Source organism: Nocardia sp. CA-128927 (assembly GCF_050955855.1).
Lineage (GTDB): Bacteria > Actinomycetota > Actinomycetes > Mycobacteriales > Mycobacteriaceae > Nocardia.
This window is the reverse complement of sequence record NZ_CP192087.1, coordinates 8,945,413-8,966,434: the sequence shown is the minus strand read 5'-3', so window position 1 is coordinate 8,966,434 and position 21,022 is coordinate 8,945,413. Positions and strand designations below refer to the sequence as shown.

The 21,022-nt window shown below is 68.7% G+C and carries 17 protein-coding genes; 9 read left to right on the top strand and 8 right to left on the bottom strand.

The genetic code is table 11. The features are described 5' to 3' along the window. From ACQPW1_RS41700 to ACQPW1_RS41685, 4 genes are all read left to right on the top strand, one after another. Positions 1-438 carry a MarR family winged helix-turn-helix transcriptional regulator gene (locus ACQPW1_RS41700; protein ID WP_433658680.1) on the top strand — a complete coding sequence of 146 codons (438 nt, stop codon included), beginning with the start codon at positions 1-3 and terminating at the stop codon, positions 436-438. Positions 439-519: 81 nt separating this feature from the next. Next, a complete protein-coding gene (locus ACQPW1_RS41695) occupies positions 520-1,296 on the top strand; it encodes an ABC transporter ATP-binding protein (protein WP_433658678.1) in 777 nt (258 codons plus the stop codon). Further along, a complete protein-coding gene (locus tag ACQPW1_RS41690; protein WP_433658676.1) occupies positions 1,296-3,824 on the top strand; it encodes an ABC transporter permease in 2,529 nt (842 codons plus the stop codon). The genes ACQPW1_RS41695 and ACQPW1_RS41690 overlap by 1 nt, the downstream gene beginning before the upstream one ends. Before the next feature lie 287 nt (positions 3,825-4,111). Next, positions 4,112-4,939, top strand: a complete 828-nt coding sequence (locus ACQPW1_RS41685; RefSeq protein WP_433658674.1) for a phosphatase PAP2 family protein — start codon at positions 4,112-4,114, stop codon at positions 4,937-4,939. 199 nt (positions 4,940-5,138) lie between these two features. Here the strand turns inward: ACQPW1_RS41685 and ACQPW1_RS41680 are convergent, their stop codons facing one another. The 6 genes from ACQPW1_RS41680 to ACQPW1_RS41655 form a co-directional block, all read right to left on the bottom strand. After that, the gene (locus ACQPW1_RS41680) at positions 5,139-5,546 is read right to left on the bottom strand and encodes a PIN domain-containing protein (protein WP_433658672.1); all 408 of its coding nucleotides are present in this window, start codon (positions 5,544-5,546) and stop codon (positions 5,139-5,141) included. Beyond that, positions 5,543-5,770: a type II toxin-antitoxin system VapB family antitoxin gene (locus ACQPW1_RS41675; RefSeq protein ID WP_433658670.1), complete on the bottom strand. Its 228-nt coding sequence runs from the start codon at positions 5,768-5,770 to the stop codon at positions 5,543-5,545. The genes ACQPW1_RS41680 and ACQPW1_RS41675 overlap by 4 nt, the downstream gene beginning before the upstream one ends. 59 nt (positions 5,771-5,829) lie before the next feature. Continuing rightward, a complete protein-coding gene (locus tag ACQPW1_RS41670; protein WP_433658668.1) occupies positions 5,830-6,990 on the bottom strand; it encodes a VWA domain-containing protein in 1,161 nt (386 codons plus the stop codon). A 79-nt stretch (positions 6,991-7,069) separates the two neighbouring features. Beyond that, positions 7,070-9,514 carry a DUF5682 family protein gene (locus ACQPW1_RS41665; RefSeq protein WP_433658667.1) on the bottom strand — a complete coding sequence of 815 codons (2,445 nt, stop codon included), beginning with the start codon at positions 9,512-9,514 and terminating at the stop codon, positions 7,070-7,072. A gap of 101 nt (positions 9,515-9,615) precedes the next feature. Continuing rightward, the gene (locus ACQPW1_RS41660) at positions 9,616-10,716 is read right to left on the bottom strand and encodes an ATP-binding protein (RefSeq protein WP_433658665.1); all 1,101 of its coding nucleotides are present in this window, start codon (positions 10,714-10,716) and stop codon (positions 9,616-9,618) included. Then, positions 10,713-13,586 carry an SWIM zinc finger family protein gene (locus tag ACQPW1_RS41655; protein ID WP_433658663.1) on the bottom strand — a complete coding sequence of 958 codons (2,874 nt, stop codon included), beginning with the start codon at positions 13,584-13,586 and terminating at the stop codon, positions 10,713-10,715. The genes ACQPW1_RS41660 and ACQPW1_RS41655 overlap by 4 nt, the downstream gene beginning before the upstream one ends. A gap of 424 nt (positions 13,587-14,010) precedes the next feature. Here ACQPW1_RS41655 and ACQPW1_RS41650 point away from each other — a divergent pair, with 424 nt between their 5' ends. From ACQPW1_RS41650 to ACQPW1_RS41635, 4 genes are all read left to right on the top strand, one after another. Continuing rightward, positions 14,011-16,428, top strand: coding sequence for an AAA family ATPase (locus ACQPW1_RS41650; protein ID WP_433658661.1), 2,418 nt, complete (start codon positions 14,011-14,013; stop codon positions 16,426-16,428). A 13-nt stretch (positions 16,429-16,441) separates the two neighbouring features. Next, the gene (locus ACQPW1_RS41645; RefSeq protein WP_433658659.1) at positions 16,442-16,894 is read left to right on the top strand and encodes a hypothetical protein; all 453 of its coding nucleotides are present in this window, start codon (positions 16,442-16,444) and stop codon (positions 16,892-16,894) included. Between the two features lie 89 nt (positions 16,895-16,983). Beyond that, positions 16,984-17,373, top strand: a complete 390-nt coding sequence (locus ACQPW1_RS41640) for a YchJ family protein (protein WP_433658657.1) — start codon at positions 16,984-16,986, stop codon at positions 17,371-17,373. A 15-nt stretch (positions 17,374-17,388) separates the two neighbouring features. Then, positions 17,389-17,664, top strand: a complete 276-nt coding sequence (locus ACQPW1_RS41635) for a SelT/SelW/SelH family protein (protein WP_433658655.1) — start codon at positions 17,389-17,391, stop codon at positions 17,662-17,664. A 28-nt stretch (positions 17,665-17,692) separates the two neighbouring features. Here ACQPW1_RS41635 and ACQPW1_RS41630 read toward each other — a convergent pair whose 3' ends face one another. Continuing rightward, a complete protein-coding gene (locus ACQPW1_RS41630; protein WP_433658653.1) occupies positions 17,693-17,917 on the bottom strand; it encodes an FmdB family zinc ribbon protein in 225 nt (74 codons plus the stop codon). 151 nt (positions 17,918-18,068) lie between these two features. Between ACQPW1_RS41630 and ACQPW1_RS41625 the strand changes: the two genes are divergently transcribed. Further along, entirely contained in the window at positions 18,069-19,655 is a 1,587-nt protein-coding gene (locus ACQPW1_RS41625; protein ID WP_433658651.1) for a carboxylesterase/lipase family protein, read from the top strand. 49 nt (positions 19,656-19,704) lie between these two features. On the opposite strand, the gene ACQPW1_RS41620 is transcribed toward ACQPW1_RS41625, so the two are convergent. Then, complete coding sequence (locus ACQPW1_RS41620) at positions 19,705-21,012, bottom strand: cytochrome P450 (RefSeq protein WP_433665485.1); 1,308 nt, start codon at positions 21,010-21,012, stop codon at positions 19,705-19,707. Between the last annotated feature and the right edge of the window lie 10 nt (positions 21,013-21,022).

The following is a 21,022-nucleotide window of genomic DNA, read 5'->3' as shown; positions in this document are numbered from 1 at the left end:
GTGGACCATAGCACCGCCCCCGCCGCGCTGGAGGAGTTGGCCCGGCTCGTGCGCAGGGCGTCGCAGGAACTCGACCGGGCGATCGCGACCAGCCTCGGCGAGAGTTCCGTCGCGCGCTGGCATGTCCTGGCAGCGGTGGTGGACGGCGTCGGCCACCCGATGTCGCACCTCGCGGAGGCGACCCTGCTCACCGGGGCCAACCTGACCCGATTGATCGACGGGATGATCGCCGACAACCTGGTGCACCGCAAAGCCGACGACACCGATCGCCGCCGGGTGCTGGTGTTCCCGACCCGGCGCGGGCTGCTCGCCTACCAGGCGATGAACCGCGCCGTCGGCGCGAGCGGCCTCGATGTGCTCGCCGCCGGGAATGGACGATTGGCCAAGTCGCTGGCCGCGATCGTCGATCAACTGCACGCCGAGCCCGCTACCACGTAACCCGCCGCGGCGCATCGATACCTGGAGAGTCGGGGAATTCCCTGATGGCGCGCGGGCGCGAACGCGGTAAGACTGGTGAGCATGACTTCGCAAGCTTTGGGTTCCGACACCGCTGATGTGGTGATTCCGACCGATGTCGCGGCCCGTGCTATCGACCTGACCAAGGTCTACGGGTCGGGGGATACTCAGGTCCGCGCGTTGGACGGCGTGTCGGCAGAGTTCGCGAAGGGGGAATTCACGGCGATCATGGGGCCCTCCGGCTCCGGCAAGTCGACCCTGATGCACTGCCTGGCCGGACTGGACAGCGCGAGCACCGGCACCGTCCGGATCGGCGACACCGACCTGGCCGGGCTCTCGGACAAGCAGATGACGCGGCTGCGGCGGGACCGGATCGGGTTCGTCTTCCAGGCGTTCAACCTGGTGCCGACGCTCACCGCGCTGGAGAACATCACGCTGCCGCTGGACATCGCCGGGCGCAAGCCGGACCAGGCCTGGCTGGACACCGTGCTCAAACGACTAGGCCTCAACGATCGGCTCACCCATCGACCCAGCGAGTTGTCCGGCGGACAGCAGCAGCGCGTGGCCTGCGCGCGAGCACTGGCGGGCAAGCCGGAGATCATCTTCGGCGACGAGCCGACCGGCAACCTGGACTCGAAGGCCTCCGAGGAGGTGCTGTCGATCCTGCGGGCCGCGGTGGACGAGTTCGGGCAGACCGTGGTGATCGTCACACACGAGCCGCATGCCGCCGGGTTCGCCGACCGGGTGGTGTTCCTCGCCGACGGTCGGATCGTCAACGAAATGCGGGATCCGACTTCGGATTCCGTCCTCGATCGGATGAAGGCGCTGGAGCAGGCGTGATGGCCGGTAGTCCGATGCGGAAGGTTGCGCTGCGCAACCTGGCCGCACACAAAGTGCGGCTCGCGCTCACGCTGTTGTCGGTGGTGCTGGGTACCGCGTTCATCGCGGGCTCGTTCGTGTTCACCGATACGCTGCAGCGCACGTTCGACGGGATCTTCGCCGGTCAGGCGAAGGGGGTCGACGTTCGGGTGAGTCCCAAAGAGCGCCAGGCGCTGGGGGTTCCGAACAACATCGTCGACGAACTACAGAAGTATCCCGGGGTGCGGACGATCGCGCCGAGCGTGAACGGCGTCGTGGTGTTGCTGACGCCCGACGGGAAGAAGGCGATCCAGACCGGTGGCGCGCCCACCTTCGGCCAGTCGTACCTGCCGCCGGAGCAGGCGGTCGCCGAGCCGAACAAGTTCGTGCAGGGCGTGCCGCCCGCGAAAACCGGTGAGATCGCGATGAACACCGGTGGCGCCGAACGGGCCGGGTTGAAGGTCGGCGATCACACCAAGGTGATGATTCCGTCGCAGGGCAATCCCCTCGACGTCACTCTCACCGGCATCTACCAGGTGCCCTCGGACACCGGCGGTTTCATCGGCGTGCTGTTCGACGACGCCCAGGCGCGCAAGCTGTTCACCGACGGCTTGCATGTGGCCTACGTCGACATCGCGGCCACCGGCATCCCCGGGGATCAACTGCGCGACAACCTCATCAAGGATCTGCCGAACCTCAAGGTGCAGAACGGCGATCAGGTGCGCGCGGACCTGAAGAAGGAAGTCTCCAACGCGCTCAACTTCATCAACTACTTCCTGCTCGCCTTCGGCGCGATCGCGCTGATCGTCGGGACGTTCATCATCTACAACACCTTCTCGATGATCGTCGCGCAGCGGCTGCGTGAACTCGCGCTGCTTCGCGCCGTCGGGGCGAGCAGGCAACAGGTCGGGCGATCCGTGGTCGCGGAGGCGTTCGTCATCGGATTGGTCGGCAGTGCACTGGGTTTGGCGGCCGGTGTCGGGTTGGCGTTCGGGTTGTCCGCGGCGCTCAATGCGTTCGATCTCGGGCTGCCGACCGGGTCGATGGCGGTGCTGCCGCGCACCATCGTGGTCGGGTTGCTCGTCGGCCTCGCCGTGACGGTGCTCAGTGCCTACGCGCCTGCCCGCCGGGCGGCGAAGATTCCGCCCGTCGAGGCGATGCGCGAGGAATTCGCTTCTGCTGGTGACTCTTTGCGGATCCGGACGTGGATCGGTGCGGTGCTCGCGGTGGCCGGCGTGGTGCTCGTCTATGTCGGCGCGCAATCCACCGGCGGGAACGCGGCATTGACCGTCGGTATCGGCGCGCTGGCGCTGATTCTCGCGGTTCTGCTTGCCGCGCCCGCACTTTCACGGCCGGTGGTCGGCGGGCTCGGCGTGCTGACCCGCCCGTTCGGACCGATCGGGCGGATGGCGCGCAACAACGCCGCCAGGAACCCGCGCCGCACCGCCGCAACGGCTTTCGCGCTCACCCTCGGGCTGATGCTGGTGACCGCGATCGGCATGCTCGGCGCCTCGGCGAAGGCGAGTGTCGGGGTGCTGGTCGACAAGGGTGTGAAGTCCGAATACGTGCTGGCGGGACAGCAGTTCGTCGGGGTGCCGTTCGGTGCCGCCGACGCGGTCCGCAAGTCGGTGCCCGGCGTGGCCGATGTGGTCGGGATTCGCGGAGTCGGCTTCAAGCTCGGTGACGACCAGATCGGCGGGACGTCGCCGGACGGGCAGCTCGATCACGCCCTGAACTACGAAATACTGCGCGGCACTGCGACTCTCGGCGACCGTGACATCCTGGTGTCCGAGGACGAAGCCGACAAGCGCGGCTGGCGGGTCGGCCAGGAGGTTGCGCCGACCAGCTTCGACGGCAAGAAGGTTCCGCTCACCGTCACCGGCATCTACCGCAAGACGCCGCTGCTCGGCGCGCTCGTGGTGTCGCCGGTTGTCTACAAGGAAGTGGTGCCGGTCGGCTTCCAGAGCAACGTCGTCGTGCTGGTCACCGCCAAACCCGGCGCGAACCTGACCGAGATGCGCAGCGATCTGGAGAAAGCGGTCGAGCCGTTCCCCGTGGTCCAGGTGCAGGACCGGGAGGAATTCAAAGGCGCGCAAGGTAAACAGATCAACACCCTGCTCGCCATCCTCTACGGCCTGCTCGCCCTCGCGGTGGTGATCGCCATCCTCGGCATCGTCAACACCCTGGCCCTGTCCGTGGTGGAACGACGCCGCGAGATCGGCATGCTGCGCGCGGTCGGGATGCAACGATCCCAAGTCCGCCGAACCATCTATCTGGAATCCATGCTCATCGCCGTCTTCGGCGCCATCATCGGGATGCTTCTCGGATTGGGTCTCGGCGTGGGATTCCTACGCACACTGCGTGATCTAGGCCTCGACCAGATCGCCATCCCATGGTCCCAACTGGTACTCGTTCTGGTGAGCTCGGCCGTAGTCGGCGTACTGGCCGCCCTCTGGCCCGCAGTCCGCGCGGCCCGAACCCCACCCTTGGCGGCAATCGCTGATCTCTAACGCACCGCTGTCCGGCGGGCCCCGATTCGTCGGGGCCCGCCGTTCTGTTTCCGTGGCACCGGCACAGTCCAGAACACTCGCCACACAGGTCAGCTGCGTGCGCATGCGGCTGTGAACAGCGGAATCGACTGGCTTGCAGCAGGTCCGGGGGATGGCGGCAATCGTTGTGTCTGTCTCGTCACACCCTGGTGAAGTTGGCCGGTGGGTGGTGTTAGGTTAAACGGAGGATGTAGCTCCGCTTAATTGCCGGGATCGGCCTGGTTCAACGGGGAAGGAGGCCGCGGGCAATGGTGGCTGTGGGTCTTGGCGGGCCAGGTGTGGGTGTCGAGTTCGCGCCGGGTGGGATCGTCGAGCGGATGCGGGCGGCGGTGCATGGCCGCGGCGGCGAGGCGATCGGGCAGTTGGTGCTGATCACCGTGCTCTATCTCGGTTATCGCGTCGGGCGGATGGTTACCGCTGATGACACGGTGCGCGCGTTCGGCAATGCGCGTGGACTGCTCGGGTTGGAGGACCAGCTCTGGCTGCCCGAGGAGACGACCTTGCAGTCGGTCTTCGTGCACCACAACTCCTTCGCGGTGCCCGCCAACTTCTACTACGCCACCGCGCATTTCACCGTCGCGGTCGCGGTCCTGTTGTGGTTGTGGGTGTTTCGTCCCGAGCACTATCGATGGACCCGAAATCTGATGGTGGCGTTGACCGCCGCCGCACTCGTCGTGCACGTCCTGATCCCGCTCGCGCCTCCGCGCATGCTGCCGGAGTACGGCTTCGTCGATCTGGCCGCCGTGCACGGCCAATCCGTTTACGGCTCAGCCGAATCCGGCGGTCTGTCCAACCAATTCGCGGCCATGCCCTCACTGCACGTCGGCTGGGCCCTGCTGCTCGCCTTCGCCGTCGTCGCCGCTACCCGCAGCCCGTGGCGCTGGCTCGCTCTGGCCCACCCGGTCCTGACGACCCTCGTCGTCGTCGGCACCGGCAACCACTACTGGCTCGACATCATCGTTGCGATCGGTTTGCTAGCCCTGTCCGCGCTACTGCACCCGAGGCTCGTCCCGACCTCGGCGACCGCCTGGGGCATCATGGGACCCGTCGCGGCAAAACCCCTCATGACCAGCTGAGAACTCGCCGTGCCGCGGCCTGTCGAACCAGGCTCGTACCCGCAACCTCTGTCGTAGGATCTCCTGAGCTGTCCGGTTCGCCCGTTCAGATAGGAGTCCGATGGAATTCCTCACCACGATCTCCACCCTGCTCGGCATCGCCCTGCAGTTGATCAACCTCGTCTCGGCCATCTCCAGCCTGTCCGGGTGATCCGGTCCCTCAGTAATCGCGAATGTTGTGTTCGGTCAGATCGGTGGCGTGCTTGGCGAGGGTGCGAAAGTCGTTGTCGTCGTGCAGCACGGTCAGCCCATGATGGGCGGCCGTTGCCGCGATGATCAGATCATCGGCCGAGGCGCTGCGGTGCTGGCCTTGTCGTGACATGCGGTACTGCGCGGCGTTGATCCATTTGCTTGCCTGCTTCGGCACCGATACATCCGGATAGAGGTCCGCGAACATCTCGCAGAGCTGATCGAACTCCTGCGCGTCACGGGCGCTGTAGAGGAACTCCGAGCGCTGTACATAACAGGATCCGACGGTCTGCGCGACGATGGCTTGCTCCCAGGCTGCCTGAATGGCCGGGTCGGCCAGCAGGCGGACCAGCCCGGAGGTGTCCAGTAGGTAGATCACCGATCGCGCGCCGCCTTCTCGGCGAGGTGCAGCCGTTCGGCGTCCGCTAACGCTCCCCAGCTGCGGGCGCGCTCGAAGTGCTCGCGCACCAGAGCAGCGCGTTCCTGCTGTTCGGCGTAGAAGCGGAGGGCCAAGTTGACCGCCTCTTTCTTCGTGCGGACGCCAGACAGTGCCATGGTCTGTGCAAGCGCGTCGTCGTCCAGGTCGATCTGTGTCACCGTCATGACGCACCTCGGTCTCTATGTTGGTGATGTACATTCGAGAATACATGACCAACATCACCTCAGCTATGGCTCGTGTTGGAGTTGGCCCAGGCTTGGAGGTCGCCGCGGTCGAGGGCTACCGCGAGCAGGGCGGGGAACTTGTCGGGGGTGCAGGCGAAGGCGGGGACGCCGAGGGCGGCCAGGGCGGCGGCGTTGTCGTGGTCGAAGGCGGGGGCGCCCTCGTCGGAGAGGGCGAGCAGGACGACCACCTGGACGCCGGACTCCTTCATGGCGTTGACGCGTCGCAGCATTTCGTCGCGGACGCCGCCTTCGTAGAGGTCGGAGATGAGGACGAAGAGGGAGTCGGTGGGGCGGGTGATGAGGGTTTGCGAGTAGGCGATGGCACGGTTGATGCCGGTGCCACCGCCGAGCTGGGTGCCGAAGAGGACGTCGACGGGGTCGTCGAGTTTGTCGGTGAGGTCGACGATTTCGGTGTCGAAGACGACCAGCGAGGTCTTCAGCGAGCGCATGGAGGCGAGCACGGCGCCGAACACGGAGGCGTAGACGACGCTGGCGGCCATCGAGCCGGACTGGTCGATGGCCAGCACGACATCGCGTTGCACGGCTTGGGCTTTGCGGCCGTAGCCGACCAATCGTTCCGGCACGACGGTGCGATGCTCGGGCAGGTAGTTGGCCAGGTTCTTGCGGATGGTGCGGCCCCAGTCGATATCGCGCAGCCGGGGACGGGAGACGCGCGCGGCCCGGTTCAACGCGCCGGAGATGGCGGCCACGGTCTGTGCGGCGATGCGCTGCTCGATCTCGCGCACCACCTTCTGCACCACCAGACGCGCGGTGGCCTTGGTGGTTTCGGGCATCACCCGGTTCAGACTCAGCAGGGTGCCGACCAGGTGCACGTCGGGTTCCACCGCCTCGAGCAGCTCCGGCTCCAGCAGTAACTGGGTGAGGTTCAGCCGCTGCACCGCGTCGCGCTGCATCACCTCGACGACGGTCGAGGGGAAGTAGTTGCGGATGTCGCCGAGCCAGCGGGCCACCCGAGGCGCGGACCCTTCCAGCCCGCCCGAGCGCTTGCCGGAGGTCTTCTCGTCGTTGTTGTACAGCGCCGACAGCGCCTGATCCATGGCGACGTCGTCGGCTGCGCCGAGCCCGCCGAGTCCTTCTTCGGCGGCGGTGCCGAGCACCAAACGCCAACGCCGCGCCTGTGTTTCATCGACAGCGTTCATCGCATCCCCTGAGTGTCGGTCGAGTCATGGGTCGATCGGATGGCCCGCGTCGGCCACCCGCATCGGGCAAGCGCCGGGCTCATACCGAGACCCCCAGAATCTCCGCGGCGGCGCGCATGGCGATGTTGCCGCGCGCCATGTCGATACCTCCGTCGTCCTCGCCGGTGCGGATGGTGGCGGTACCGCCGTCGCGCACCGCTCGGCCGATCGCGCGGCGCTCACCGGACTCGAAGGCACCGAATGTCCTGCGCAACAACGGCAAAGTCTCAACGAACTGGTCCTCGCGCAGTGCGCGCAGCCAATCATCGATGAGATGCAACAACTCTCGGTCGTGCACCAGGAGTAGCCCTCGCCCGCCGAGTAATCCGTCGACCCAGGCGGCCTTCGCGGCAGCGGTATTGCCGACCGACAGCGCGGCGGAAAGCCGACGGGCGGAATCGATCTCGTCGATGATGCCCGCATCGCAGAGCAGCCGGACGGCCCGGCCGACGAGCGCGCCGTGCACATCATCGCGGTCGGCGAGCTTGCCCAGCGCGCCGAGCCATTCGCCGGTGGCCCAACCGTCGTCGCGGGTGTGGATGGCGGTGTGCGCCGCGTCAAGCATGGTGCGGAGCTCGGTGGCCGAGTCGGTGTCCAGACCGGTGACGGCGCCGGGCAGGCCCGCGCAGACGCGCACGAGCAGGCCGTCGGCGACGTGCGCGAGGGCTTTGGTGTCGGTGCCGCGGACATCGCCGTAGCGCAGCGTCCTGATCAGGCCGGGTAGGGCGGCGAGCAGGTGGGTGATGTCGTGGTCCAGCGCGGCGGCCGATTCCAGCCGGGTGATCAATCCGTCGGTGGCGCCGCCGAGATCGGCGAGCAGCGCGACTTCCAGTGCCGCGGAGAGGTCGCCGACGGTGCTGTCCTCGCGGCTCGCGGTATCGAGGATCTTCGCCTCTGCGGCGGTGCGGATGGTGGTGCCCCAGCGCGAGGCCTCGATGATCGAGATGGCGTACTCCGGTCGCCATTCCAGCGTCCAGGTCTCCCGGAAGGTGCCGGTGCTGCGCACCTCGCTGGTGGTCAGCGTGCCCCAGGGGATGTCGAGCACGCGCAGCCGGTGCAGCAGGCGCGACCGCTCGACCTCGCGTTCCTTGCGCAGGTCCAGGTCGAGGACCCGGGAGAGTGCCTCCTGCTTCATCCGCAGCGTGCGGATCCGGGCGCGCAGGTCGGCATCGAGCGGGACGGTCGGCGTGCCCTCCGGCACGGTGCCCAGCGCCTCGCCGATGACGAGCTCGTTGACGACCAGCCGCAGCAGCGTCTCGTCGCCCGCGCACATCACCGCGCGGGTGGCCTCGGTGACCTCGGCCAACCCGGCCAGCGGCCGGTCACGCATCGCGGCGAGCGTGTCCGCGAGCCGGACGGCCTCGATGATGTGCGCGCTCGACACCGGCAGATCGTGCGCCCGCAGCACCCCGGCCACCTTGGTGAGCCAGCGGACGATCGGCCGCTCGGTCTCGGTGAACAGATGGTGGTACCAGCCGGGGGAGGTGATCCCCGCGCCGTACCCGGAGATGGTGGACAGCCGCGAATGCGTCCACGGCACCCAGGTCAGCGTGGCCTTCGTCTTCGGAAGTCCTTTCAGCAGACGGGTATCCGCGGCCGCCGGGCCGAGCTTGCCCGTGAGCGCGGGCGCATGCCAGGCCCCGCACACCACGGCTAGGCGGACCGCGCCGTCCTTCAGCGCCTTGCGCATCGTCTGCCGCATGTACGCCTCGCGACGCAGCGTATGCGCGTCGATGCGGACGGTCTCGAGGTGGATCGGCTCCAGCTCGATGACATCGGAGGTTGCCTCGGCGACCGAATTGGTGCCCGTTACCTGGTCAGGCCGCAAGTTGGTCGGCTCCGATGCGTCTGCCGCCTGCCAGCGTGAATCTTGTTCGTCGGCATGGTGTTCGACCGCCGCACCGTCCTCGTCCAGCAAGGCGTCGATCGGTTCCAGCTCCATCGAATCCTGCTCGGCGGATTCGCGAAGCGCGCCCATGGCCTCGGTGATCGCATCGAAAGCCGTTGCATCGGGGGAGGATTCGACAACCGCGTCCCACCATCGCTCGGCATCGTCGTAACCACCCGCCGCGGCGAGCTCGGTCAATGGGTCGAACCGATCGCCGGGCTCTTCCTCGGCGGCGAGCACCATGGTGGCGGGCAGATCGCAAAACTTCACAGGCACACCGTGTTCGGCGGCATACCGCAGCGCCTGCCACTCCGGCGAGAACACCGCGTACGGCCAGAACGCCGCCTTCGCCGGTGCATCCGGCACATAGGCCAGCAACGCGACCGGCGGCGCCATCCCCTCGGTCGCTACATACCCGACCAGCGGATCGGCATCCGCGGGTCCCTCGATCAGGATGGCGTCGGGCTGAAAGGCCTCCAGCGCCAACCGAAGCGAGCGCGCGGAACCCGGTCCGTGATGCCGGATGCCGAACACTCGGGTCTGCGCACCGCCGGACACCGCGGCTGTCGAGCCGTTGGCGTGCTGCGCCTGCGTCATGATGTCACCCCCTTCTCATCTGGCCGGCGTTGTGTGAGCCGTCGCCGAATCCGCTGTGCGCCGCGCGTCACGGAGATAAGGCAGGCCGATCCCATTCGCGCTCATCCGGAAACCTCGCGGCAAGCCCGGTAGAAGTCCGACCAGTCCGGGCGTTCGCGGACAACGGCTTCCAGATACTCGGTCCACACGACAGCGTCGGCGACCGGGTCCTTGATCACCGAACCCAGCACGGCGCCCGCGATGTCGGCGGCCCGCAGGACGCCGTCCCCGAAGTGGACGGACAGTGCGATCCCGTTGGTGATCACCGAGATGGCCTCGGCCGTGGACAGGGTGCCCGACGGCGATTTGAGCTTGGTGCGCCCGTCGGCAGTGATCCCGGAACGCAATTCGCGGAAGACGCGCACGACCCGGCGCACCTCCTCGGCCGCGGCGGGGATCTTCGGCAGTTCCAGCGAGGCACCGAGCTGTTCGACGCGGCGGCTGACGATGGCGACCTCCTCGTCCTCGCTGGCGGGCAGCGGCAGCACCACGGTGTTGAAGCGGCGGCGCAGCGCGGAGGACAGCTCGTTCACGCCGCGGTCGCGGTCGTTTGCGGTGGCGATGACATTGAAGCCCTTGGCCGCCTGCACCTCCGTGCCGAGTTCGGGCACCGGCAGCGTCTTCTCGGACAGCACGGTGATCAGCGCGTCCTGCACGTCGGACGGGATGCGGGTGAGCTCCTCGATTCGGGCGATCGAGCCCGCGCGCATCGCGGTCATCACCGGCGACGGCACCAGCGCGCCTTCGCTCGGCCCTTCGGCGAGCAGCCGCGCGTAGTTCCAGCCGTACCGGATCGCCTCCTCCGCCGTCCCGGACGTGCCCTGTACGAGCAGCGTCGACTCGCCGCAGATGGCGGCCGAAAGATGCTCCGACACCCAGGTTTTGGCGGTACCCGGCACGCCGAGCAGCAACAGCGCGCGGTCGGTGGCCAGCGTCGCGACCGCCACCTCCATCAGCCTGCGCGGGCCGACGTACTTCGGGCTGATCACGGTGCCGTCGTCGAGGGTGCCGCCGAGCAGATAGGTGACCACCGCCCACGGCGAGAGCCGCCAGGACGGCGGGCGCGGGCGCTCGTCGGCGGCCACCAGGGCGCGCAGTTCGTCGGCGTAGGCCTGTTCGGCGTGCGGACGCAGCAGGTCGGGCGTCACGTCGGTAGTGGTCACTGCAACTCCTCGAGCATCATCGAGCGGTGGTTGAGGTCGTGTGCGAGCTGATCGAAGGCTCGCTCCCAGGTGGGATCGCCGCATCTGCGGGCCACCACGGCGGCGGCGCTCGCGGCGACAACAGGTAGGTGCACCGACGCCGCGGACAGCAGCGAGCGGTGTGCGTTGGGCGTATTGCCGTGCGCCTCCGGGCGGCGGGCCGCCGCCCGGGCACGTTCGAACAGCAGCAGAATCAGGTGCTGCGCCAGCGGTTCCGGCCAGGGATGGCCCATCGCGGGCAGCAGCGCCTCGATCTCGGAGAGCCAGGAGCCGTCCAGGTTCAGCAGGTGTTTGGTGCGGTCGGCCGACGGCAGCAGCGCGAACAGCTCGCGCCTGCGCAGCATGGCGAGGTCGGTCGGCACGCCGGCGTCGAACAGCGCCCGCGCCCACACCGAATCATGCTGTGCCAGTGCGGCATCCACCCAGCCGTCGAAGACCGGCTGGCGGAAGCGGTCGTCGATGGTGGCCTTGACCACCTTGTCGGGCGCGCCGAGCACGGCCGTCCAGTGGCCGAGCGGCGTCGCCGCGACGAGCTGGCGGAGCCTGCCCGCGGTACCGTCGGGTGCGCCGCCCCACCGATAGGAGAACTCGACGCTGCGGTCGGTGATGCCGTCGCGCTGCGCGGGCGGATCGAGCGTATCGGGCAGGGCGACAACGAGTTCGGTGTGCAACATACGGTGTTCGACGCGGATCCAGTCGTTCGCGCGCCGCGTCATCCGGTGCGCGAACGCCGAATCGGGCAGCAGCGTCAGCAGACCGGCGGCGGTCCGCCGGACGTCGGAGCGCCGGTCGTTCAACCCGGCCTCCAGCAGCGGCTCGTCGGCCCGCGAAATCCCGTCCGCGAGTACGGCGAGCAACTCCGCCTTCAACGGCCCGGATTCCTTGGACCATGCCGCGGCGAGCGTTTCGCGCGCCGCGCCGGCATCCCGGCCGCGCAACTCGGCCAGCCATCCCCGGCGCTCGGGCGGCTGCCCGAACTGCCAGACCTCTTCCGTCGGCGCCACGGTGGGCTCCTGGCGCACCAGCTTTCGCCATTCGGGATGCTGGCCCGCCAGCCACCGGCCGCGGGTCCCCGCCAAGCGCAGCAGCGGCTCGCGCAGCTCGGCGTTGCTCTTCGCCTGGTCGAGCAGCTGCCCGCACAGCGCGTCCGGTGCGCGATAGTCGTGCGGCGTGGCCGCGGCGAACCATTCGGGCAGAAAAGGCGACCGCTCTTGCAGCATCCGCGCGAGGCGACCGGCGGCGGTGTGTGGCAGCAGTCGCCGGGTGTCGTCCTCGGCGGGTTCGGATGCTTTGGCGGTGGCCGCGCGCACCCCGCCGCGCGCGAAAATGTCTTGTAGCGCGGCGGATTCGAGCAGGCGCAGCGCCGGATCGGCAGGTAGTCGGTCGGCGGCGTCGGCCACGGGGGCGGCGAGCCGGGTGAGGTCGGGTGCTCGGCGGGCGGTGCCGAGCAGTGCGACGGAGGTCAGGTCCGCGGCGTTCGATTGTTGTGTCGTCCGGGCATTCGACGCACTCCGGCCGACCGGATCGAGCCGCGCCAGATCGATCACGTCGCCGGTGCTGAACACCGAGACCGGCACCAGGCCCTCGACGGTCCATTCGGCGGCAACGGTCACCGGATGACCGCCGGACACGCCGAGTAGCCGCCACGGTTGCTCGGTGGGCGCCACCGGCAACGCGGTGCCATCGGATTCGGCGATGTACCAACCACTTTCGGTGTACACGGGTACCACGTCGACGAGCAGCACCGGCCAGCCGCGCAGCCACGGATCGGCCCCCAACGCCGCGGCATGATCGGCGAGCGCGGCAGCCACCGTGCCCGGCAGGTCATGATCGGTCGGCAGCGTCGTGAAAGGTTCTGCGGCACCGTGACGTTCACCCCACAGCGCCCGCAGCGGCGCGGCGCCAGGGTAGTAGTGCAGGTCGGCGTCGGCGAGCAGGCCGAGGGGCGGCACATCCGCGGGGAATCCCGGCGACCCGAACGAGTGGTCCACCACCAGCGCCCAGCGCCGAGACTCGCGCCCGTACAACCACGTTCGCCGGGTATAGAGGCGCTCGTCCTCGGTGATCCGCACGCCGAGCACCATCCACCGATCCCGAACCGCGGGCTCGGTGCGCACCGCCTCGGCGGGATTCGGATAACCGACGTGCGCGCGGACACTCGCGCTCAGCTCGGGCGTCAGCTCGTCGAGTCGGCGATGCGCCGCGATGAGCAGGTGCAGCCGCGCGTATTCGCGCAGCACCACCTCCGGCCAGTCGGCCCTGGTCACCACGGCGGTTGGCAGCTGGCGCAGGGTCGAGGCCACGCCGGGCGCTTGCGCGTCCACCATCCTGGCGGCGATCGCCTCGAACGCCCGGAACGATCGGTCGGTCTGCGCCAGACCGGTGCGCACCTGATCGCCGAGCCAGACGTCGAGTTCGGCCAGTCCCGCGGTCACCCGCACCCGCCGCTGTTCGGCCGTCGCCGGATTCGAGGTGCGGGTGCTGCCCTCCGCCGCGGGCTTGGTGGCGCGGGCGATCCGTCCGCCGATCCAGCTCGCCGCGAAATCGGCGATCGCGGGCGCGTCCTCGACCCGGCCCGCCGCCCACTCGAGCAACAGCGACAGCGCGTGCTTGCACGGGAACTTGCGGCTCGGACACGAGCACTTGTACGCGGGCCCGGACAGATCGATGATCGTCTGATACGGCTTGGCGCCGCTGCCCTGGCACAGTCCCCACAGCGCGATGTCGTGCTGCCCGGCACCGCGCCAGCGGCTCGCGAGTTTCCGCGCGGCGGACAGCGAGCTCGCGTCCGGCGCGAGCGCCGTGACCTGGTCCTCGCTCCAGCGCGTCATGTCTTCCCCTGTTCCTCGGTTGACCGGATTTCTACCCCAGGCCACCGACAAGTGCGGATCCGGCCGGTGTGTATCGCACGGAAATTATTGTGCCGTCGCAGGTTTCGATGCCGAAAACCCTCTTGCGTACATTGTTGTTCTCTGGCATTCTGTCCTGTTCGGCTCGACCGAACCATCCAAATCGGGTGATACACCGACGAGCTGCCCGCCGGGGCTGGCGAGGGGTGGACATCGAGGCGCGGCCCCAGCCGTTTCGATGGCCATATCCATCCCCGCGCGGGCAGATTCGCATCGGAGCCGGAGGGATTCCCTCCAGTGGGCGAATCCGACGCGATCGGGTAGCGTTTCGCACAGCTTCGACGGTGGCGCCGCGCACGAGGTCGGAGGACGTGTAGCGGCTCGGTGGTGGAGGGGGTCCGACCAAATGCGTCCCGACGCCGATCCGGTGCCGCGGCTGACCGAGGTGGTTACTCGTCGGCTCGCCGCTGATCCCGCAGTGACGCCCTCGGTCGCACGAACCGTCCTGCGCGCCCTCGGTGGCACCGAGAACGACGATCGGGCAACCGAATTCGACGACGGCGGGATCTTCCTGCGCGCCATCCGGGTCCGCGGCTTCCGTGGCATCGGTCCGGAAGCCGAACTGCAACTGCCGCCCGGACCCGGCCTCACCCTGGTCGTCGGCCGCAACGGCAGCGGCAAATCCAGCTTCGCCGAAGCCGCCGAACTCGTGTTCACCGGCGGAAATCGCCGCTGGGACGGTCGATCCGCGGCCTGGCGGGAGGGCTGGCGGAACCTGCACGACGGCGGCACCGCCCGCATCGAGGTAGAGCTGCTCACCACCGGAAACAAGCCGCAGCTGACCATCGCAAAGGAATGGGCCCCGGACGCGGACCTGCCAGACGCGACCTGGACCGAACAGCACCCGCCCACCGCGCCAACGGAATTCGACATGGACCGCTGGGCGGGCAGGCTGGAGCTCTACCGCCCGTTCCTGTCCTACAGCGAGCTCGGCGCGCTGGTCGACGGCAAACCGAGCGACCTGTTCGACGCGCTGCACCAACTGCTCGGCCTCGACGAACTGACCCTGGCGCAGGAGCGAATTCGCATGCGCCGCCTGGAACTGGAACGCGCCGTGCGCGATTCACGCCAGGAACGTCTCGAACTGCTCGAGGCGCTGGAGACGGTGGCCGACGACCGCGCCGTGCGGGTGAACGGCCTGCTGCGCCCCGCCCAACCGGACCTCGCCGCCGTCGGGCGCGAGGTGATCGGCACCTTCGACGACCCGGCCGGACCGGCAGGCCTGCGTGCGATCGTGCGGCTCACGTTGCCGACGGCGGCGGAGGTTGCGCAGGTGGCCACCCGGCTCGCGGAATGCGGCACCGCGCTGACCCGCGGCACCACCGCCGACGCCGAAGCCGACCTGCGCGTGCTGGAACTGTTGCGCCGCGCCCGCGATCACCACACGGCGACCGGCACCTGCCCGTGCCCGGTGTGCGGTCGCGGCGACCTGGACGACGCGTGGGCCCGCGCGGCGGACGACTCGATCACCACCCTCGCCGCACGGGTCGACGCACTCACCACGGCACGCACCGAACTCGGTGATGCCCTGCGCGCGGCGCGCTCCCTGCCGGATCTCATTCCGGCAGAACTGGATTTCGACCCGCGCAACCCGCCCTCGGTCGACACCTCCGCCGTCCGCCGAGCCTGGGCCGACTGGGCCGCACTCACCTCCGCCGACTACAGCACCGACCTACCGGACCGACTACGCGGCGCGCACGCGCGGCTGGTCGACGAACTCGATCTGGTGCAGCAGGGCACCCGCAAGGAACTCGACCGCCTCGACGAGGTGTGGACCCCGCTGGTCCCGCGCATCGTGAGCTGGCTGGAAGGTGCGCGCGAGGTCGCCGCGCACGCGGCCGAACTGCGCACCGTCAAGAAGGCCGAGGACTGGCTCAAGTCCGCCACGGCAGGCCTGCGCGGGGAACGCATGACGCCGCTGGAGACCACCGCGCGCTGGGTCTGGCAGACGCTGCGCCAGCAGAGCAACGTGGAACTCGGCTCGATTACCTTGCAGGGCAACGCCGGAACCGCCCGTCGGGTGCTCCTCGATGTCACCGTCGACGACGTGGACGGCGCCGCGCTCGGCGTGATGAGCCAGGGTGAGCTGCACGCACTCGGGCTGTCGCTGTTCCTGCCGCGCGCCACGGTCGAGGAGAGCCCGTTCCGCTTCGTCATGATCGACGACCCGGTGCAGGCGATGGACCCGGCGAAGGTGGACGGACTGGCCAGGGTGCTGGCCGCGGTCGCATGGACCCGGCAGGTGGTCGTGTTCACCCACGACGAGCGTCTCGCCGAGGCGGTGCGCCGAATGCAGCTCGACGCCACCGTATTGGAGGTGCAGCGCCGCGACCGCTCGGTGGTCGAGGTGCGGGTGTCCAGCGACCCGGTCCGCCGCTACCTCGACGACGCCCGCGCGCTCGTGCGCACCCCGCAGCTGCCGCAGGCCATCGCCGACGAACTCGTCGCAACCTGCTGCCGTTCCGCCGTGGAAGCCGCGAGCCTGGGCCGCGCCAGACGCACCCTGCTCGCCGACGGCATGAATCACCGCGAGGTGGAGCGGCACATCGATGCGGCCCAATCCACCAGGGCGAAGGTAGCTCTCGCGGTGATGGGTGTCGGTGGCAAGGTCGACGATCTCAACAAGTTCCTCATCGCGCGCGAAGGGAAATGGGTGGTCGAGGCGCTGCGCGACGCGACCGCGGGCGCGCACGTGCCGATCGGCCGCAGCATGCGCGAATTGATCACGGAGACCGAGAGATTCGTCGCGTGGCTCGCGAAGTGACGGCGGGGTGGCGATGACACAGCGTGGTCCGCGACGCGGTCCGAACGGCGGCGGGCGCGGCACCAAGCGCGGACCGTCGAAAGGCCCGAAGCGGCCCCGGCCATCGGTGGCCGAGCGGCTCGACACCGTGGATCGGCTGCTGGCCGGATCGGTGACCGATGCGGGCGGCCTGTGGTCCCGCGCCACCGCGTGGATTCTGCGAATCGCGTTGGAGCAGTCCGTGGATGAACTGTGGGCACGACTCGCGCCCGCGCTGATGCGCTGCCCGATGCGGGCCCAACTGATCGCCCTGCGCACCTTCGCCGGACCCGAGGTCGCCGCGCAGGTCGCCGCCCTCTGGGCCGCGTTGTCCAGGGCCGCCCATCATCACGACTACGAGCTCGCCCCGAGCGTCACCGACCTGCGCCGCTGGCGCGAACAAACCGTCGCGATCGCCAAGGCCCTGGCGACCGTCGAGGCCCGCTGAGCGTCGACTACGCCGCCGGAATCGACAGGTCGCACGGATCAGGGTGACCCGGGATGATCTTTGTTGCGGGGGCGCGCAACAATCGGGGGATGAGTGGGACGCGGGTTTGTCCGTGTGGCCGGGGCGAGGCCTTCGACGACTGCTGCGGGCCGGTGCTGAGCGGGAAGCGGGCGGCGGCGACCGCCGAGGCGTTGATGCGTTCGCGCTACACCGCTTTCGCGGTGGGGAACACCGACTATCTACGTCGATCGTGGCATCCGCGCACCAGGCCGGCGGAGTTGACACTCGATCCCGATCAGCGGTGGTTGTTCCTGGAGATACTGCGCACCGCGGACGGCGGGCTGTTCGACGAGACCGGCCTGGTCGAGTTCGTCGCGCACTATCGCGCGGACGGCTCCCGCAGATCACTGCACGAGGTCAGCAGGTTCCTGCGCGCCGACGGGGCCTGGGTCTACCTCGACGGTGAAATCGAAGACTGAGTAACGTGACCCAGCATGTCCCGTGTCGCGATCGAGTACTGCACCCAGTGCCGCTGGCTGCTGCGCGCGAGCTGGATGGCGCAGGAGTTGTTGAGCACCTTCGCCACCGAACTCGGTGAGGTGGCGCTGATTCCGGGGACGGGCGGCGTTTTCCGGATCACCGTCGACGACGAACAGGTGTGGGAACGCAAGGCCGACGGCGGTTTTCCCGATATCGCGGTGTTGAAGCAGAAGGTGCGGGATCGGGTCGCGCCGGACCGTGATCTCGGCCACGCCGATCGCCGCGACTGAAACCGGTCGCGACGACACTTGACCGCGCTCAGCTGCAGCAGCCTCCGCCGCAGCAGCCGCCACCGGCCGGACGCGCGGCCTGGCTCGGCGCCGGTGCCGCGCTACCCCGGCTGACCGTGGCAAACGTGGTCAGCAACTTGACTGTGTCGGCATGGCCGCTGGGGCAGGACGCCGGATCCGACGACTCCGCCATCGGGCGGTTCATCTCGAAAGTGTCCCCGCAACTGCGGCACCGATAGCTGTAACTCGGCATCGGTCAAGCGTACCGCCACGGTCTCATAATGGTGCGTCGCGTTCCCAGGTCGTCAGCATGGACGTACTCTCGATGAAGAGATCACGAGGTGCGGGGCCCGCTGGAGCAAACCGGCAGCACACTTACGGGTACCTGGCAGGAGGTGCGGACCATGGGCACTGAAGAGGGTTGGGAAGTGGGCGGCGCCGAGCCGATCGCCAGCACGACCTCGGGGGATGTGCGCGGCCGCTGGGACGGTCCGGTGGCGGTGTGGCGCAGCATCCCGTATGCGGCGGCGCCGAGCGGGGCCAATCGATTCCTGCCGCCACTGCCCGCGCCCGAGTGGGATGGCACCCGGGACTGTGCCACCTTCGGCGAGATCGCGCCGCAGACGATGGGCAACATGGTCCCGGTCGACTCCGACCTGCGGATGGGCGAAGACTGCCTCTGGCTGAACGTCTGGGCACCCCGCCGCGACGCCGGCGACGTGGTGCACACCTTCGAGACGGGCGAACCGCGACCGGTCCTGGTCTGGTTGCATGGCGGCGCCTACTGCCTCGGCACCGCGGCGCAGGGCATCTACGACGGACGCAAGCTGGCCGAGGCCGGTGACGTCGTGGTGGTCACCGTGAACTACCGGCTCGGTGCGCTCGGTTTCCTCGATCTGTCCTCGCTGCCCGGCCCGTTCACGCCGAATCTCGGCCTGCACGACCAGATCGCCGCCCTGGAATGGGTGCGCGACAACATCGCCACGTTCGGCGGCGACCCCGGCAACGTCACCCTGTTCGGCGAATCCTCCGGCGCCGGTTGCGTCACCGCGCTGCTGACCTCGCCGCGCGCGGCCGGGCTGTTCCACAAGGCCATCGCGGAGAGCCCGCCCGCGACCACCGTGTTCGGCCAGGAGCGCGCGGCCGGTGTGGCCCGGCGCTTCCTCGAGCTGCTGGAACTGCCCGCGCACCGGGCCATCGAACTGCTCGACTGGCCGATCGAGAAGATCGTGGAGGTCGCGAGCATCCTGCTGGACGAGATCCCGTTGAAGGAACCGGGCAGGCTCGCGGCGGCGCCGGTGGTCGACGGCGATCTGCTGCCGACCTATCCGATCGATCGGTTCCAGCACGGCCGGTCGCATCGGGTGCCGTTGATGATCGGCACCAACAAGGACGAGGCGTCGCTGTTCCGGGTGTTCCGCTCGCCCATCATGCCGGTGACCCCGGACGCGGTTAACGCGATGCTCAGTGACGTGGCGGCCAGTCACCCCGAGCTGTCGCACGAGCGGATCGCCGAAATCACCTCCGCCTACCCGGATTTGGACAAGACGCGCGGCGCGCTCGCCATGTCCGGCGACGCCGCGTTCCGGATGCCCGCGCACTGGGTGGCCGACGCACACGCGCAGCACTCACCGACTTGGATGTACCGCTTCGATCATGCGACGCCGATGTTGCGGGCGGCTCGGGTCGGCGCGGGCCACGCCACCGAATTGCCTTATGTGTTCGGCAATTTCGGCTCGTTCAATCACGATCCAACCTTCTGGCTCGGCGGGCGCAAGGTGGCGATGGAGGTCTCCGGCCGAATGATGCGGCGCTGGTTGGCCTTTGCCACGCACGGCGTTCCCGCCGCGCTCGACGGCTCGAAACACTGGCCGCCGTACCGCCCGTCCACGCGCACCACGCTGCTGATCGATACCGTCGACCGCGTCGTCGACGATCCCGACGCGGACCTGCACACCGCCTGGGGTCAGCAGGCCGTCGGCTTCAGCTGACCTACCTCGTACAGCGGCTCGGTCCGAAGAACCGAGCCGCTGTACGAAGTCAGACGGACGTAGGTTGGGGAGCGAGGGCGCGGCGGCCGAGGCGGACCGGCATCCGCTCGTATCCGTGCAGTGTGAACAACTTTCGGCGCTGCGGTGGCCCGTCCAGTTGCAGATCCGGGAAGCGGTCGAACAAGGCCTGCAAGGCGTAGACGCCTTCCATGCGGGCCAGGCTGGCACCGAGACAGACGTGGATGCCGTTGCTGAACGACAAGTGCTCCTTGGCATTTGCGCGGCCGATGTCGAAGCGGTCCGGCTCGGCGAAGACCGCGGGATCGCGGTTCGCACCCGCCAGCGACAGCACCACGGTGTCGCCCTCGCGCAGCTGGATGCCGTCGATTTCCACGTCGCACAACGCGGTTCGCGCCGTCGTCTGGACCGGCGAGTCGAAGCGCAGTATCTCTTCCACGGCGTTCGGCCACAGCTCGGGTTCGGCGCGCAGCCGCGCCAGCTGTTCGGGGTGCTCGAGCAGCTGGACCACGCCGTTGCCGATCAGGTTCACGGTGGTTTCGAAGCCCGCGCCCATCAGCAGGCTCGCGGATGCCTTGAGCGCGAACATATCCAGCTCGCCCGCGGTGACCAGGGCACTGAGGATGTCGTCGCCGGGGGTGCGGCGCAGTCGCGCGATGTGCACGTCGAAGTAGTCGTTCATCACCTCCATCGCCTGCAGTGCGCGCCGGTGCGCGCGCCAGGAGATGCCGACATCGAGCAGCGGCGTTATCCGGTCGCCCCAGTGCAGGAACCGTTCCTTGTCCGCGTCGGGGAAGCCGAGCATCTCGGAGATGATCGCGATCGGCACCTGGGCGGCGAAGGAGGTGACGAGATCGGCGGATCCACCAGCGGGCAGCGCATCGAGCAATTCCGCGGTGACCGTCTCCACGCGGTCGCGCAATCTGCCGATGGCGCGCGGGGTGAATGCGGAGGCGACGGGCTTGCGCATCTGCGTGTGTTCCGGCGGGTTGATCACCAGCATGGATGGCGGTTCCACCGGGTTCGGCGGCAGCGGGAAGTACTTGGCCAGCTTCTGCACCTGACCTGGGGTATTGAAGCTTTCGGTGCTGCGCACACCGAATCGGTTGTCGCGCAGAATAGAACGGCACAGCTCGTGATCGAAGCTCGCCCAGGCGATGGGGGTGCGGATCAGCCTGCCTTCGCCGCGCAGCTGCTCGATGAGCGGATACGGATCGGCGACCCCGGCGGGCCCGCCCATCAGTTCGGCGAACGGATCACCGCGCCGTGCTTGCAGACGCAGCACCAGCCGGGGCGCGCCTTGAACGGACAACCAGCGGAACCAATACTGCGGCTTCATCATTCACCAA